This window comes from Paraburkholderia sp. Clong3, assembly GCF_050436485.1.
In the GTDB taxonomy this organism is placed as follows: domain Bacteria; phylum Pseudomonadota; class Gammaproteobacteria; order Burkholderiales; family Burkholderiaceae; genus Paraburkholderia; species Paraburkholderia tuberum.
In genome coordinates this window covers 3,090,449-3,106,640 of the sequence record NZ_JBNDMH010000002.1, presented here as the reverse complement: position 1 = coordinate 3,106,640, position 16,192 = coordinate 3,090,449, and the positions used below count along the sequence as shown (strand labels likewise).

Genomic DNA, 16,192 nt, shown 5'->3' with positions numbered 1-16,192 from the left:
CGGCGGCCCTGCGGGCCGCCACCGGACGGAACATCAGGCCGGCTTCGCCTTCGAGCTGCCCATCATCCGCGTGATGTAGTACTGCTGCGCGATCGACAGCACGTTGTTCACGACGTAGTACAACACGAGACCTGCGGGGAAGAAGAAGAACATCACCGAGAACGCGATCGGCATGAACATCATCATCTTCGCCTGAACTGGGTCCGGCGGCGTCGGGTTCAAGCGGGTCTGCAGGAACATCGACACGGCCATCAGGATCGGCAGGATGAAGTACGGGTCCTGCTGCGACAGATCCTGGATCCATAGAATCCACGGCGCGCCGCGCATTTCCACCGACGACAGCAACACCCAGTACAGCGAGATGAACACCGGGATCTGGATCACGACCGGCAGACAGCCGCCGAACGGATTGACCTTCTCGGTCTTGTACAGCTCCATCAGCGCCGCGTTCATCTTCTGCGGATCGCCCTTGAAACGCTCGCGCAGCGCCTGCATGCGCGGCGTGATCGCCTTCATGCGCGCCATCGACTTGTAGCTCGCGGCCGACAGCGGGAAGAACACCGCCTTGATCAGCACCGTGAGCAGCACGATCGACCAGCCCCAGTTGCCGACATAGCTGTGGATCTTCGACAGCAGCCAGAACAGCGGCTTCGCGATGATCGTGACCCAGCCGTAGTCCTTCACCAGATCGAGACCCGGCGCGATACCTGCGAGCATCTTTTCTTCTTCCGGACCGGCGAACAGACGCGCGGACACGCTGACGGTCTGGCCCGGTTGAATGGTCGGCATCGCCTCCTTCATGCCGACGCGATACAGCGACGGATCGATCTTCTCGGCGTAGAACTCGCGCTTCACGCCTTCCTGCGGAATCCAGGCCGACGCGAAGTAGTGCTGGACCATCGCGACCCAGCCGTCGTTGGCCGACGTCGCGAAGTTTTCCTTGTTCTTGTCGAGATCGCTGAACGTCATCTTCTGGAAGTGATGCTCGTTCGTGTAGACAGCCGGTCCGATGAACGTGTGCGAGAAGCGCGGCGTTTCGACCGGCTGGTCGTCGCGCACGAGTTCCATATAGAGCTGCGGCGTCACCGGCGTGGTGCCGACGTTCTGGACCTTCGTCTCGACGCCGATCACGTAGCTGCCGCGCGTGAACGTATACGTCTTGATGACCCGGAGGCCGCCCTTTTCCGGCGACTCGAAGCTCATCTGGAACGAGTTCTGGCCGTCGGCCAGATGGGTCGGCTGATTCGGCATCAGCGTAAAGATGTCGTTGTGATTCGGGAAGTCACCGCCGAGCAGGCCGGTGCGCGCCAGATACGTGTGATTGTTCGTCTTGTCGAACAGCGTGATCACGAGATCCGGCTGCTTGCCGTCGCCCTGCTTGACGAGCGACAGGCGCGACAATGTGGCACCGCGGGTGTCGATTTCGCCGCTATAGACGTCGGTGCCGAACTTCACGAGCTGCGATTGCTCGGCCGCTGGCGCGTTGCCCGGCGCGGCCGCGTTGGTTGTCGGCAGATCGGCCGGCTGGGTGCCCTGTGTCGTGGTGCCCGGCGCGGCGCTGCCGGCGGTCTGGGTCGGCGTCGTGCTCGGGAAGAACATCGACGGGCGTCCGTGGTCGCGTTGCCAGTTGTCGAACAGCATGACAGCTGACATGAAAAAGATGACCCATAGGACGGTGCGTTTGATATCCATGCGTTGTCTCAGTGTCGATGGAACGGCGCGTCAGCGCTTTTCAGAAGTGGGTGGCGGGACGAGATCGATGCCGCCCGCGGAAAACGGGTGGCAGCGGCAAACACGCCTCACGGCGAGATAAGTCCCGCGCGCGGCGCCATGATACTGGATTGCCTCGCGCGCGTAATCAGAGCAGGAAGGGTAAAAACGGCACCGGTTGCCGAGCATGGGGCTCACGGCAAGCTTGTAAAAGCGCAATAAAGCGAAGAGTACCGTTTGCATGGCAGGTGCGGCCGTACGGCGCCGCGCAACGTGAAGTACAGGACGACGCCCGCGCTCTGAGGCTGCCGGCGCAACGCCCGTTGCGGCGACCGTGGTGCGGGCGGTCACTGCGTCATTCCGTCCTGGGCGCCTCCGCGGGCGGCGCCTGACGACGGGTAATTTCGCGCGCTGCCTTGTCGAGCAGCGCCTCGATTTCGCTGCGGCACAGCGCCTTCAACGGCGACGACGACGCGCTCGGCAAAGCTTTTTTGTCGAAACGCGCGTGTAGACGCAGCAGCACATCCCAACCGCCGAATTCCGTGCGACGCAGCCGGAAGGCTTCGCGCGCGATCCGGCGCACCAGATTCCGCGTAGCCGCGCGCGGCGCATACTTCTTACCGATCACGAGGCCAAGACGCGCCTCGTTGCCGGTGGGCCGGCCGTACACGACGAAGTGTGCGGTACGGCGCCACGGCCGCAAACGAAAAACGGATGAAAATTCATCCGTTTTTAGCAGCCTTGCGGCTTTGGGGAAGGCGGCTTGCGCTCGCAACGGAACCGAGCCCGGTTGCTGCGCCCCGGCCGCTCCCGCTTCGCCGCGGGTTTCGGTCACAGCGCGCAATCCGCTTGCCTTAGATCGCGAGGCGCTTGCGGCCCTTCGCGCGACGTGCGTTGATGACCTTGCGGCCGCCAGCGGTCTTCATGCGAACGCGGAAGCCATGGGTGCGCTTGCGACGGGTAACGGAAGGTTGGTAAGTACGTTTCATGTTGCTCTCACTTGATCGAAAAAAACCGCGCGATCATCGCTGAAAGCGCAATGGCCGGTGGTTTACTGAAATTGGTTTTCGCGGAACCCGCTATTTAAACTGGTTTTCCGTTGGCCGTCAATAGTTTAGCCGTCGTCTGGCGCAGCCGGGGGTTGCCGGCCCAAGCGATCGGTCCCTGTGGATAACTCACTTTCGGGTTCGTTTTGGCGTTAGAATCTCGCCTTACTTCCCAAAAATGTTGCACGCCGCTCCGGCACGCTTGTCCCGCAGACCCTTGTGGCACAGGCGCCTGGGGCCGTTACGCCTGGCTGCTCAGGGCCTTGTTGCGCGTGCGCGACAGGGGCAGCGGCGACCGCCGTGCACACCATAACGATAGCAACTTGATGAACGAATTCTGGCAACACTGTTCCGCATTGCTGGAGCGTGAGCTTACGCCCCAGCAGTACGTGACGTGGATCAAACCCTTGGCCCCGGTCGCCTTCGACGCCGATGCGAACACGTTGAGCATTGCCGCGCCGAACCGCTTCAAGCTCGACTGGGTCAAGAGCCAGTTCTCCGGCCGCATCGCGGATATGGCCCGCGATTTCTGGCATGCGCCGGTGGACGTGCAATTCGTATTGGATCCGAAGGCCGGCATGCGTAGCCCAACGGCCGCGGCGCCGGCTCCGTCGTCGGCACGCCCGGCTTCGGCCGCGCCGCAGGGCGGTAATGCCGGCGGCGTCGCGGCCGTCGATGCGGCTGTCGGCGCCGTGCACGCCGCGCATGCCGCGCGCGCGAATCCCGCAGCCGCGGCTGCGGCGCTCGCAGCGCAAAACGCGAATTCGCGCAGCGCCGCCGAAGACGTTGCAGATCTCGATCTGCCGAGCCTGGACGCGAACGAAGCCGCCGCCGGACGTCGCACGTGGCGCCCAGGCCAAGGCGTGGGCGCCACGGCATCCAGCGAGAGCGACTCGATGTACGAGCGCTCGAAGCTGAACCCCGTGCTGACCTTCGACAACTTCGTGACCGGTAAGGCGAATCAGCTCGCACGCGCCGCGGCGATCCAGGTCGCCGACAACCCCGGCATTTCGTATAACCCGCTGTTCCTGTACGGTGGCGTGGGCCTCGGCAAGACACACCTGATCCATGCTATCGGAAATCAGTTGCTGATGGACAAACCCGGCGCGCGGATTCGCTACATCCACGCGGAACAGTACGTGTCCGATGTCGTGAAAGCGTACCAGCGCAAGGCGTTCGACGACTTCAAGCGCTACTACCACTCGCTCGACCTGCTGCTGATCGACGATATTCAGTTCTTCTCGGGCAAGTCGCGCACGCAGGAGGAATTCTTCTACGCTTTTGAGGCGCTGGTCGCCAACAAGGCGCAAGTGATCATCACGAGCGATACGTATCCGAAGGAAATCTCGGGTATCGACGATCGCCTGATCTCGCGCTTCGACTCCGGCCTGACGGTGGCGATCGAGCCGCCCGAACTCGAAATGCGCGTCGCGATCCTGATGCGCAAGGCGCAATCGGAGTTCGTGAGCCTGAATGAGGACGTCGCGTTCTTCGTCGCGAAGCATCTCCGCTCGAACGTGCGCGAGCTCGAGGGCGCGCTGCGCAAGATCCTCGCGTATTCGAAGTTCCACGGCCGCGAAATCACGATCGAACTGACCAAGGAAGCGCTGAAAGACCTGCTGACGGTGCAGAACCGGCAGATTTCGGTGGAAAACATCCAGAAAACGGTCGCCGACTTCTACAGCATCAAGGTCGCGGACATGTATTCGAAGAAGCGTCCGGCGAACATCGCGCGGCCGCGGCAGATCGCGATGTACCTGGCGAAGGAATTGACGCAGAAGAGTCTGCCGGAAATCGGCGAGCTGTTCGGCGGGCGCGACCACACGACGGTGCTGCACGCGGTGCGCAAGATCGCCGACGAGCGCAGCAAGGACGCGCAGCTGAATCACGAACTGCACGTGCTGGAGCAGACGCTGAAGGGCTAAACGGGCTGGCCGCACGCGACCGTGAAACGGACGTCGGCGGCAGGAAACGCTGGAAGCGGCTACGCAGTGGTTTGAATGAGGCCGCGAAAACGCTGTAAATCGAGAAACGGGCAGGTGACCCGCAACCCGGCGGCGCTGTCGGGTCCGAACGGGAAATGACAAGGAACGCGACGGTAAGCGGGCAGAAGCGACGTAAAAAGCGCGGCAAACCCGTGACGAATTTGCGGCGCAACCGGCCAGAAGTGGCGGAACAACGAGCCTGCGAACCGGTAGCGCCGCGCAGCGGCGCGACAAGTCGGCGGCAGCCCGGACCACGCCCTACAAAATCGACCTGTTTATTCCCGAACTCGCCCCCATTTTAGTGAGGCGGTCCCGTTTTCAGGCACAATACAGGTTTAACCGCCCGGCGGCGACGGGCGGATTTCACGCCGTGTCGGGCGCTTTTCAGGGCGCCGACGGGGAGCCGTGGCTGCGCGCTGAAAAGCTTGTCCCGTAAGGCGTGCAGGCCGTTATATCAACGAAGGAACCCTATGCAACTGGTCAAGACCGAACGCGACAACCTCCTCAGGCCGCTGCAAACCGTGAGCGGCATCGTCGAACGCCGCCATACGTTGCCGATCCTCGCCAATTTGCTGATCACCAAGAACGGTCCTGACGTATCGTTCCTGTCGACCGACCTGGAGTTGCAGATCACCACGCGCGCCGATTTCGGCGTGGGCGGCGATTCGGTCGCGACCACGGTGGCGGCGCGCAAGCTCCTCGACATTCTGCGCGCGATGCCTGACGGCCAGGTCACGCTGACGCTGAACGACAAGCGTCTGACCGTGCAATCCGGCAAGAGCCGCTTTGCGCTGCAGACGCTCGCCGCGGACGAATTCCCGACCGTCGCTCAGGCCAAGGACTACGGCGCGAGCCTGGTGGTTCCTCAAAAGACGTTCCGCCAGCTGCTCGGCATGGTCCATTTCTCGATGGCCCAGCAGGACATCCGCTACTACCTGAACGGCATGCTGCTGGTGGTGGACGGCGATCAGCTGATGGCGGTCGCGACCGACGGTCACCGCCTCGCGTTCTCGTCGATGAAGATCGAGGGCTCCTTCGCGCGCCACGAAGTGATCATTCCGCGCAAGACGATTCTCGAACTGCAGCGCCTGCTCGAAGACATCGACGACACGCTGAAGATTGACATCGCGCAGACGCAGGTCAAGTTCACGTTCGGTCAGGTTGAACTCGTGTCGAAGCTCGTGGAAGGCAAGTTCCCCGACTTCCAGCGCGTGATTCCGAAGTCGCACAAGAACAAATTCCAGATTGGCCGCGAAGAACTGCAGCGTTCGCTGCAACGCGCGGCGATTCTGACGTCGGATAAGTTCAAGGGCGTGCGCTGCATCGTCGAGCCGGGCCAGTTGAAGATCATGTCGACCAACGCCGATCAGGAAGAGGCGCAGGAAGAACTGGAAATCGCATACGACGGCGACAGCGTCGATATCGGGTTCAACGTCACGTATCTGCTCGACGTGCTCGCGAATTTGAAGGTCGACATGCTGCAGGTGAGCCTGGGTGATGCCAGCTCCAGCGCATTGATCACGATTCCCGAGAACGACGAATTCAAGTACGTGGTGATGCCGATGCGCATCTGACGCGTCCAACATCAAGAAGAACACCAAGGGGCGCAGCGCCCCTTTGGCGTTTTTATGGCGTTTTGAAAAGTCCAGAGCAGCAACCTTGCAGTAACGCAGAACCGGAAAAAATCCATGACTGAAACGAACAATACGCAGCCCGATAACAGCTACGGCGCCTCGTCCATCCAGATCCTCGAAGGTCTGGAAGCCGTGCGCAAGCGGCCTGGGATGTACATCGGGGATACATCGGATGGCACCGGTTTGCACCACCTCGTGTTCGAAGTGCTCGACAACTCGATCGACGAAGCGCTCGCCGGCCATTGCAACGACATCCAGGTGATCATCCACGCGGACAACTCCGTGTCGATCACCGACAACGGCCGCGGCGTGCCGACCGGCCTCAAGATGGACGACAAGCACGATCCGAAGCGCAGCGCCGCCGAAATCGTGATGACCGAGCTGCACGCCGGCGGCAAGTTCGACCAGAACAGTTACAAGGTGTCGGGCGGCCTGCACGGCGTGGGCGTGTCCTGCGTGAACGCGCTGTCGGCGTGGTTGCGCCTCACCGTGCGCCGCGACGGCAAGAAGCACTTCATGGAATTCCACCGTGGTGTGCCGCAGAACCGCGTGCTCGAAGAGATCGACGGCGTGACCACGTCGCCGATACAGGTGATCGGCGACACCGAAAACCGCGGCACCGAAGTGCATTTCATGGCCGATGAAAAGATTTTCGGCAATGTTGAATACCACTACGACATTCTCGCGAAGCGGATTCGTGAGCTTTCGTTCCTCAATAACGGCGTGCGGATTCGATTGGTGGATCAGCGCTCGGGTAAGGAAGAGGATTTCGCGTTCGTCGGCGGCGTGAAGGGTTTTGTCGAGTACATCAACAAGAACAAGTCCGTGCTGCACCCGAACATCTTCCACATCATGGGCGAGAAGGATAGTGTGGGCGTCGAAGTGGCGATGCAGTGGAACGACAGCTACAACGAAAACGTGCTGTGCTTCACGAACAACATTCCGCAGCGCGATGGCGGCACGCACCTTACCGGTCTGCGTGCGGCGATGACGCGCGTGCTGAACAAGTACATCGCCGATCACGAAGTCGCGAAGAAGGCAAAGGTCGAGACCTCGGGCGACGACATGCGTGAAGGGCTGTCGTGCGTGCTGTCGGTGAAGGTGCCGGAGCCGAAGTTCAGCTCGCAGACGAAGGACAAGCTGGTGTCGTCGGAAGTGCGCGCGCCGGTGGAAGAAGTGGTCGCAAAGGCGCTCGAGGAATTCCTGCTCGAGACGCCGGCCGACGCGAAGATCATCTGCGGCAAGATCGTCGATGCGGCGCGTGCGCGCGACGCGGCGCGCAAGGCGCGTGAGATGACGCGCCGTAAGGGCGTGCTCGATGGCGTCGGTTTGCCCGGGAAGCTCGCCGATTGCCAGGAGAAGGACCCGGCGAAGTCGGAGATTTATATCGTCGAGGGTGACTCGGCGGGTGGGTCGGCGAAGCAGGGGCGTGATCGGAAGTTTCAGGCTATCTTGCCGCTGCGCGGCAAGGTGCTGAACGTCGAGAAGGCGCGCTACGACAAGCTGCTTTCTTCCGAGCAGATCGTTACGCTGATTACCGCGCTTGGGTGCGGGATCGGTAAGGAAGACTACAACCTCGACAAGCTGCGCTATCACCGCATCATCATCATGACCGATGCTGACGTCGATGGCGCGCACATTCGGACGCTGTTGTTGACGTTCTTCTATCGGCAGATGCCGGAGATGATCGAGCGAGGGTATATCTATATCGCGCAGCCGCCGCTTTACAAGATCAAGGCAGGGAAGGATGAGCGGTATCTGAAGGATGAGTCGGAAGTCAACGCTCATATTCTTCGGCTCGCGTTGCAGGGGTCGGAGTTGGTGGCTTCTGAAGGTGCGACTCCGATTACCGGGGATGCGTTGGGTGAGTTGGCTCGGGCTTATCTGTTGGCGCAGGCAGTGGTTGATCGGTTGAGCCGGCTGTATGACGCGGGTGCGCTCGAGGCCGTGATGGATGGGGTTGCTATCGATCTGTCCAGTGAGCAGGCGGCCGAGGCTTCGGCGCGCGCGCTCGAAGCGAAGCTGCGGGATGATGCGTTGAAGCCTGAGGTGACCGTGACCACGATGTATGACCCTGTGCGGGAGCTGCGCTCGCTGCGCGTCGCGCGGACGCATCATGGGAATCAGAAGATTTCTGTGATCGATGAAGAGTTTCAGTTGACTGCGGATTATCAGCAGCTTGTGACGACCGCTAATACGTTCAAGGGGTTGATTGGCTCTGGCGCTGTGATCAAGCGTGGAGGAGCGGAGTATGGCTGTCACCGACTTTAAGAGTGCGATGAAGTGGCTGCTGGCTGATGCTGAGAGGAACATGTCCAAGCAGCGCTATAAAGGCCTCGGGGAGATGAATCCGGAGCAGCTTTGGGAGACGACTATGGATCCTGCGGTGCGGCGTCTTCTTCGGGTGCAGATTGAGGATGCTATTGCTGCTGATGGCATCTTTACTACGCTCATGGGGGATGATGTGGAGCCGCGCAGGGCTTTTATTGAGTCGAATGCGTTGAGGGCGGGGAATATCGACGTTTGAGGGTGGGTGTAGGTAACCACATAAGCTGAGAAAACGGGACCCATAAGTTGAGAAACTTATGGGTCTTTTCTATGGATTAGCTTACTCTATTGAACCAATTTTTGTAGTAACTGACGAATAATTCCACGTCCGTGGTCCGCGTTATAACTGAGACTTATGCCTAATCAACTGTCGCTACAAGCACTCGAGTCTTGGCTCTGGGAATCCGCCAACATCCTGCGCGGGTCCATTGACTCATCTGACTTCAAAAACTACATCTTCGGCTTGCTGTTCCTGAAGCGCTTCAACGATGTTTTTGAGGAGCGCTTGGACCGTCTGATGCACGACGAAGACTTAACCCTCCTCGAGGCGGAAGGCGAGGTAGAAGACAAGTGGGGACGCTTCCCATCAAGTGCCAGATGGTCGGCGCTCATCGCGCGCGCGGAAAATATCGGTGAGGCGTTGGACAAAGCCTTCTCCACCATCGAGGCAAACAATCCCGAACTGCAACACGTGCTCACCGCCACCCAGTACGGCGACAAGCGGGTGCTGTCGGATGCCACCTTGCAACGCCTGCTGCGTCACTTTAATCAGTATCGTCTGGGAAATGACGACCTCTACAAGGCCGACATGCTGGGCGACGCTTACGAATATCTAATCAAGCAGTTTGCCGACGATGCCGGCAAGAAGGGCGGTGAATTTTACACGCCCAAGGCCGTGGTGCGACTGGTGGTGGAGCTGATTGACCCGCAACCGGGTCACACCGTATACGACCCGACCTGCGGCAGTGGCGGCATGCTGGTGGAAAGCGCTCACCACATCGCCGAACTGCCGAACGGCACCATTATGGGCAAGCCAAATGTGCTGTTGTACGGGCAGGAAAAGAATCTCGGTACCTGGGCCATCGCCAAGCTTAACCTCTACCTGCACAACATGCGGGCCGAGATTGAACGCGGCGATACATTGGTGGAGCCCAAGCACCTCGACGGCGACTATATCAAGACCTTCGACCGGGTGATTGCCAACCCGCCGTTTTCGGACAAGTCGTGGTGGACGCCGCTGGAACTGGCCAACGAAGCCGAGCAGGACATCGGTAAGAAGCCCAAAGCGCCCAACTACAAGCAGGTGAATGACCCCTACGGTCGCTTCGTGTATGGCATCCCGCCGCGTGGTTATGCCGACCTTGCCTTCGCCCAGCACATGCTGGCCAGCCTCAAGGCCGATGGCCGTATGGGCATCATCCTTCCGCATGGCGTGCTGTTTCGTAGCGGGGAAGAGGGCAAGATTCGTGAAGGGCTGCTCTTTGGCACCAATGCCGCCAGCGGCAACCAGGCTGGTGACCTGATTGAAGCCATCGTTGGCCTGCCCTCCGCTCTCTTTTACAACACCGGCATCCCGGCCTGTGTGCTGGTTCTCAACAAGAACAAGCCCCAAGCCCTTCAAGGCAAGGTGATTATCATTGACGCTAGTCGAGATTGCCTCGAAGGCAAGGCCCAGAACAGCCTGCGCCCTGAGGACGTCACCCGCATTGTCAGCGCCCACCAAGCCGCGTTCGACAGCCGAACGGAGGTGGAGAATTACTGCCGGGTGGTGTCGCTCGACGAAATCCGCAGTAACGACGGTAATCTCAATATCGTCCGCTATATTGATAACGGCGAGGCCGAAGAGACCGTCGATGTGGCTGCGACCATGGCGCAACTCGCATCACTGGCCGAGGAAGAGGCGCAGATTGATGCGCGGCTGAATGGCTACCTGGCTGCGTTCGGCCTTGGTGGAGTAGGTCGATGAAAGTCGTATTGGAAAACATTCAGAAAGGGCTGTATCCCAATGCCATTCCAGCTGGCTGGGGACTGACTCAGCTAAAAGAATTATCGCTTACGAAAATCAGTAACGGAGCATTCAACGACCCCAAGAAGGTAGGCACAGGCTATAAGCTCATTAACATCGTCGACTTATATAAAGGCTCCCAGATTCGGGCTGATAACTTAGGGCGACTATCATTGAGCGAGGCCGAATACAAAACGTTTAAGGTTCAGCGTGGCGACCTTTTTTTCACGCGTTCTTCATTGAAGAAAGAAGGCATCGCGCACTGCAATATCTTCTTATCTGACGACGAAGGCGTAGTGTACGAGTGCCACATGATGCGAGTTCGCCCCAGTCCGCATTTGGTTGACTCGAAATACTTACAAGAATTCTGCTTGGCGGGGCCAGCCAGAGAATATTTTATCTCTCACGGTAAAACGACAACGATGACAACAATTGACCAAGGGTCAATTGGTGGATTGCCTGTTCTGTTACCCCCACTCCCTGAACAACAAAAAATCGCCGCCATCCTCACGGCTTTGGACGACAAGCTGGACGTGATTGCCCGTCAGATTGCCGCCGCCCAGACCCTCGAGCAGGGCCTGATGCAAACCTTATTCAACCGTGGCGTCGGCACCCAAGATGCCGATGGCTGTTGGGTGCCGCATACTGAGTTCAAAGACAGTGAAGCTGGGGAGATTCCTGTGGGGTGGGACGTTCGAACCCTTGAAAGGGTTGCCAATGTCGAGCGCGGAAAGTTCTCCGCTAGACCTCGCAATGACCCGAAATACTTTGAGGCCGGTAACATCCCGTTCATTCAGACGGGCGACATTGCGTCTTCGACCCGCTTTGTAGGCAAAGCATCGCAGTTCTTGAATTTAGAAGGACTGGAAGTGAGCAAACTCTTCCCCGTCGGCACGATATTCATAACCATCGCTGCCAACATCGGGGATGTTGCCATTGCAAAAATACCGATGGCTTGCCCGGATAGTGTTGTCGGCATCAACGTAATTGCAGAGGCATGCGATGGGACATGGCTGTATTACTTGCTCAAGAACAGTAAAGATTACTTCGATAGCAGAGCAACGCAGAATGCACAAAAGAACATCAACTTGCAGGTATTGAGGCCATTCCTATTCGCATTGCCACCGATGCTTGAGCAGCAACGCGTGGCCGAGATTCTTTCATCTCTGGACGACAAGCTCGATGTGCTGTCATCAAAACAAACTCAATACCAAGCCCTCAAACGTGGCCTGATGCAGAAGCTGCTGACAGGCGAATGGCGGGTGAAGCTAGACACTCCGGAAGAGGCCATCGTCGCCTGACGGAAAGAAATCACAAGAACACACTGGGAGCAAGCACATATGGGGGCTGCAGAGAAAACCGGGGTCGAAATTCCTGCGCTGGAATGGCTGGTCAACCTGGGGTACACCCATCTATCGGGCAACGCGGTTAAGGTCGAACACCGCCACCTCGCCCCGGTACTGGAAGACATCCTGCGACCGCGTTTATGGGCGTTAAACCCTTGGCTGACCACGGCCCCCGGTGGCGTGGATGCCGCGCTTATCGAGTTACGCAAACGGGTCAATGACGAGCTGCTCCCTGCCAATAAGGTGTTCTGGGAACAGGTGGTGCATCATTCGGACATCCAGGTGAAGGATATCGATGGCAGGCTGCGCAGCGTGCGTTTCTTCGATGTCACGGATGCTGCCAGCAACGACTTCCATGTGGTGGACCAGTACGTGGGCAAGAACGCTGATGGCGAGCTGTTCCGTCCCGACCTGCTGTTGTTTGTGAACGGCTTGCCACTAGCCATCATCGAATGCAAAGCCAGCCACCACCGGCTGGATGAGGCACTGGCCCAGCTGGACGGCTACCAGCGCAGTTTTGGCGCCCAGTTCGTGTTCAACCAGGTTTGCGTGGGATTGAACCGGCGCGAGGGACTGTATGGGGCAATCCTCACCAAGCCCACCTTCTATGCCCGCTATCGCCTCCAGGAGGACGAGCTTGGCACGGTGGCGAAGGCGCTGGGGAATGAGCCGAGCGAACAAGACCAATTGCTGTGGGCCTTGTTCGAGCCGAGCCATTTTCTGGAACTGGTCACCCACTTTGTGCTGTTTGAAACCCGTGATGGCAAGACGGTCAAGAAGCTGCCGCGCTACCAGCAGTGGCGTGCGGTGCGCAAGACCATCGCCCGCCTGACGGTTCCTAAGCCCGTGGGCGGCGTGGTGTGGCATACGCAAGGCAGCGGCAAGTCCCTCACCATGGCCCTGCTGGCTCGCATGCTGCGTGCCGACAGCACCGGCCTTTCCAACCCCACGGTGCTGGTGCTGACCGACCGCAAAGACCTCGACAAACAAATTTTCGACACCTTCCATGCGGTGGGCATTAAGGCCATCCAGGCTGTCTCGGTGGATGGCCTGGTGAAGATGCTGTCGAACGATTACGGCAGCATCTTCACTAGCACGGTGCAGAAGTTTCAGGAAAGCGAGCAGCCCGGCGCTCAGACCGAGGACGCGACGGATGCTAGCCAGAACGATTATGACGATGACTTGCTGCATGCCACCCGGCATAGACGGGTACGTGAGGGCAAGGACTTCTTCATGGTGGAAGAACGCAACGAGCACTTTGGCCGGCATGACGTCGATGGCGTGCTACTCGACGCAAAGTGGATTGAGGTCAGTCGCGAGAAGGTGAACTTTCGTGTTCTCAGCGCCAAGCCCAACTTCTATGTGCTGGTGGATGAAGCTCACCGCAGCCAATACGACTTCCTGGCCGCATTCATGCGGGCCAGCCTGGCCAATGCCAAGTTCATCGCCTTCACGGGGACCCCGCTGCTGAACGACGACAAACATACGCTGGCCGAGTTCGGTGGCGACGCTTACATTGACGAATACCGGCTGCACGAGGCCGTGGCGGACGGGGCAACCTTGCCCATCAAGTACCAGGACGCATGGGTCAACCTGGCGGCCGATGCCAAGCTCGATGAAGCCTTCAATACCCAGTTTTCCAAAGAGACGGAGGCGCGCCAACTGGCCCTGAAAAAGGCGTTGCTGGCGAAGTGGCGTCAGGCTGGGGACCGCATGGAACAGGTGGCCGCGCATCTGGTCGAGCACTTCATCGCCAACGTGCAGGCGAAGGGGCTGAAGGCCATGCTGGTTTGCGATGGCCGGGACATGGCAGTGCGCTACAAAGACCTGCTGGACGGGCTGATGGCTGAACGCGCCAAGCACGGACTACCTACCTTTCAGAGCAAGGTGGTCATCTCTTTGGCCAGCATGACGGCGTCGCGCACCGGGGCATCGGTGGAAGAAGCCGCTGCGGACTACAAGCTGGAAATCGCCAAGGTACAGAGCATCGAAGAGCGGGTGCGAGATGAGGTCAAGGCTGGCAAGGAGCCGGTGGCCATGCCGACTGACCAGATTGCGAACTTCGTCAGCAGGCTGTTCCCGTTGCCATACGGGGATGAGGCCAAGGGTCGCGATGGTCAGCCGCATGCGAACAATGTGGGCCTTATCATCGTGTCGGACATGCTGCTGACAGGGTGGGATGCCCCCATCGTCGGCACCATGTACCTCGACAAGCCGTTGAAGGAGCATACCCTGCTGCAGGCCATTGCGCGGGTGAACCGCACCATGGCCGGCAAAAACGCGGGCTACATCGTGGACTACCACGGGGTGATTGAACACCTGGACCACGCTCTTAAGATTTACGGGGGCGAGGTGCAGCCTTCGCAGGTGTGGGAAGGCGTGGAAAGCGAACTGCCCAAACTGCAGGCTACGCTCGACCGTATCCTGAAGCTGCTGCCGAAGAAGCACGACCCCGTGACCCAGCGCGAGGACTACAAGGCCGACGCCGAGCGCTTCCTTGACCCTGCCAGCAGGCTAGATGCGGTGGAGGATTTCCTGGCCCTGGTGAAGCAGTTCAACCGCAGCGTGGACATCATCCTGCCCGACGTGCGCGGGGTGCCCTTCAAGCCTCACTTCACGCTGTTTGCCGAAATCCGGCTGATGCTGCGCGACAAGCTACCTGATGCTACCTATCGCGACCGCATCACCAAGCTGGAATCGGCCCTGTTGCAGCGACTGCTGGACGAGTACATCGCCGCCAGCCCGGCCAAGAGCCTGCTGGGGCACGAGGTGTCGATTCTGGACGCCAGCGATATGGCCAGGCTGAAGAAGCTGGCCAGCCCGGGCAGTCAGGCACTGGTGATGAAGAACCAGCTGAAGTACACCATCGCCACGGGTCGGGACAAAGACCCGGCCTTCTTTGATAAGCTGGCCGAAGAGCTGGAGAAGCTGCTGGAAGAGGAAAAGGCTGGGCGCATCAGCCAGGCCCAGTTTCTGGAGCAGCTGGAGCTTTTCGGCCAACGCATCAAAGACAAAGACAAGACGGGCTTTGACCATCCGGCCCATTCAGCTGTGTACCACTATCTGGCTGTGCTGCTGACTGAAGAGACGGCCAGAGCAGCCACCACGAAGTTGTTCGAAGACGCGGAACTGAGCCATACCATGGGAGCCAGTAACTGGAAGCAGATGCCGGACCTGCACCCAGAGATTCGCGACCTGCTGCGAAAGTTGCTGATGCCGTTGGCGGGCTGGGAGCGTTCTGTGGCGCGTGAGCATGCCGGACGCATCTTGGACATCTTGCTAAAGAATTGACGCCATGCCCCAGTTGCAGTACGGCTCAATTACCATCGATTGGATTTTCCAGCCCGACGCCGCTCTTAAGCGTCACTATGTGACGGTCGAGCGCGGTCGGCCTGTGCTGTTGCGCGGGCCTTGGGTGGAAGCGCCGGAGCAGGAAGCCTTGGTGCGTCGGCGTGCTCGCTGGATTCGCGAGAAGCTGGCCGTGGTCAACCTGCCGCAGGTCAGCGATGCCATCGTCACCGGCAGTCGACTGCGGTACTGCGGTCGGTCGTATTTCACAGAGGTGCGCCATGCACCGAGCCTGTCACGACCCCAGCTGAACTTCACAGCATCCCGCTTCATCATCGAACATCCGGATGGCGCCAGCATCTCGCCCGAAGCCCTTGCCCCTCTGCTGATGGACTTCTACCGGGAGCGTGCCAATGAAAGGCTGGTCGCTCGGGTACGACACTGGGAACGCAAGTCCGGATTGCAGACCCGAGGCGTTCGTATTCGGGTGTTCCAAAGCCGCTGGGCCAGTTGCAATGCCCATGATGTGCTGGAGTTCCACCCACGGCTAATGGAGCTACCTGCCAGCGTGCAGGAATACGTGGTCATCCACGAGCTATGCCACACGGTGGAAAAGAACCACACTAAGGCGTTTTGGGCGCTGGTGGCGCGACATATGCCGAATTGGAAGCGGCAGCATGAAGCACTTGAGGGCGCTTTGTTTGGTGACGCAGTTTAAGATTAGCGACCGGCTTCCAAATTCCGGCATGCGGCGGCGCAAGTAGCTCACTATGCCGTCGCGCTTTCGTTCATCTATTTCAGTCTTTGCCCCGAAGTATCGTTTCGTGCCATCGACGGGCGCAAGTCGCAT

General features: G+C 59.5%; 10 protein-coding genes and 1 pseudogene. 7 read left to right on the top strand and 4 right to left on the bottom strand.

The features are described from left to right. Window positions 1-33: 33 nt before the first annotated feature. The 4 genes from yidC to rpmH form a co-directional block, all read right to left on the bottom strand. On the bottom strand, window positions 34-1,692 hold the full coding sequence (yidC, locus tag OKW30_RS18415; RefSeq protein ID WP_429347325.1) for a membrane protein insertase YidC: 1,659 nt from the start codon (window positions 1,690-1,692) through the stop codon (window positions 34-36). A 30-nt stretch (window positions 1,693-1,722) separates the two neighbouring features. Next, window positions 1,723-1,953 (bottom strand): membrane protein insertion efficiency factor YidD, encoded by a 231-nt coding sequence (gene yidD / locus OKW30_RS18410; protein ID WP_167050029.1) that lies wholly within the window; start codon window positions 1,951-1,953, stop codon window positions 1,723-1,725. Between the two features lie 112 nt (window positions 1,954-2,065). Continuing rightward, window positions 2,066-2,545, bottom strand: coding sequence for a ribonuclease P protein component (locus OKW30_RS18405; RefSeq protein ID WP_409340042.1), 480 nt, complete (start codon window positions 2,543-2,545; stop codon window positions 2,066-2,068). 19 nt (window positions 2,546-2,564) lie between these two features. Further along, on the bottom strand, window positions 2,565-2,699 hold the full coding sequence (gene rpmH, locus OKW30_RS18400) for a 50S ribosomal protein L34 (protein ID WP_004198824.1): 135 nt from the start codon (window positions 2,697-2,699) through the stop codon (window positions 2,565-2,567). Window positions 2,700-3,082: 383 nt separating this feature from the next. Between rpmH and dnaA the strand changes: the two genes are divergently transcribed. From dnaA to OKW30_RS18365, 7 genes and pseudogenes are all read left to right on the top strand, one after another. After that, complete coding sequence (gene dnaA, locus OKW30_RS18395; RefSeq protein WP_221309137.1) at window positions 3,083-4,681, top strand: chromosomal replication initiator protein DnaA; 1,599 nt, start codon at window positions 3,083-3,085, stop codon at window positions 4,679-4,681. 530 nt (window positions 4,682-5,211) lie between these two features. Continuing rightward, a complete protein-coding gene (gene dnaN / locus OKW30_RS18390; protein ID WP_090802283.1) occupies window positions 5,212-6,315 on the top strand; it encodes a DNA polymerase III subunit beta in 1,104 nt (367 codons plus the stop codon). Window positions 6,316-6,429: 114 nt separating this feature from the next. Continuing rightward, a pseudogene (gene gyrB / locus OKW30_RS18385) lies at window positions 6,430-8,902 on the top strand (DNA topoisomerase (ATP-hydrolyzing) subunit B). A gap of 156 nt (window positions 8,903-9,058) precedes the next feature. Further along, window positions 9,059-10,669 carry an N-6 DNA methylase gene (locus OKW30_RS18380; protein WP_429347324.1) on the top strand — a complete coding sequence of 537 codons (1,611 nt, stop codon included), beginning with the start codon at window positions 9,059-9,061 and terminating at the stop codon, window positions 10,667-10,669. Continuing rightward, on the top strand, window positions 10,666-12,009 hold the full coding sequence (locus OKW30_RS18375) for a restriction endonuclease subunit S (RefSeq protein ID WP_429347323.1): 1,344 nt from the start codon (window positions 10,666-10,668) through the stop codon (window positions 12,007-12,009). Before OKW30_RS18380 ends, OKW30_RS18375 begins: the two co-directional genes overlap by 4 nt. Window positions 12,010-12,048: 39 nt before the next feature. Next, window positions 12,049-15,345 (top strand): type I restriction endonuclease subunit R, encoded by a 3,297-nt coding sequence (locus OKW30_RS18370; protein ID WP_429347322.1) that lies wholly within the window; start codon window positions 12,049-12,051, stop codon window positions 15,343-15,345. Between the two features lie 4 nt (window positions 15,346-15,349). Continuing rightward, complete coding sequence (locus OKW30_RS18365; protein WP_429347321.1) at window positions 15,350-16,060, top strand: M48 family metallopeptidase; 711 nt, start codon at window positions 15,350-15,352, stop codon at window positions 16,058-16,060. Window positions 16,061-16,192 lie beyond the last annotated feature (132 nt).

Coding starts and splice junctions, on each gene's coding strand:
- yidD (WP_167050029.1), bottom strand. CDS start 1,953: ATGCAAACGGTACTCTTCGCTTTATTGCGCTTTTACAAGCTTGCCGTG.
- OKW30_RS18370 (WP_429347322.1), top strand. CDS start 12,049: ATGGGGGCTGCAGAGAAAACCGGGGTCGAAATTCCTGCGCTGGAATGG.
- yidC (WP_429347325.1), bottom strand. CDS start 1,692: ATGGATATCAAACGCACCGTCCTATGGGTCATCTTTTTCATGTCAGCT.
- OKW30_RS18380 (WP_429347324.1), top strand. CDS start 9,059: ATGCCTAATCAACTGTCGCTACAAGCACTCGAGTCTTGGCTCTGGGAA.
- dnaA (WP_221309137.1), top strand. CDS start 3,083: ATGAACGAATTCTGGCAACACTGTTCCGCATTGCTGGAGCGTGAGCTT.
- dnaN (WP_090802283.1), top strand. CDS start 5,212: ATGCAACTGGTCAAGACCGAACGCGACAACCTCCTCAGGCCGCTGCAA.
- rpmH (WP_004198824.1), bottom strand. CDS start 2,699: ATGAAACGTACTTACCAACCTTCCGTTACCCGTCGCAAGCGCACCCAT.
- OKW30_RS18375 (WP_429347323.1), top strand. CDS start 10,666: ATGAAAGTCGTATTGGAAAACATTCAGAAAGGGCTGTATCCCAATGCC.
- OKW30_RS18365 (WP_429347321.1), top strand. CDS start 15,350: ATGCCCCAGTTGCAGTACGGCTCAATTACCATCGATTGGATTTTCCAG.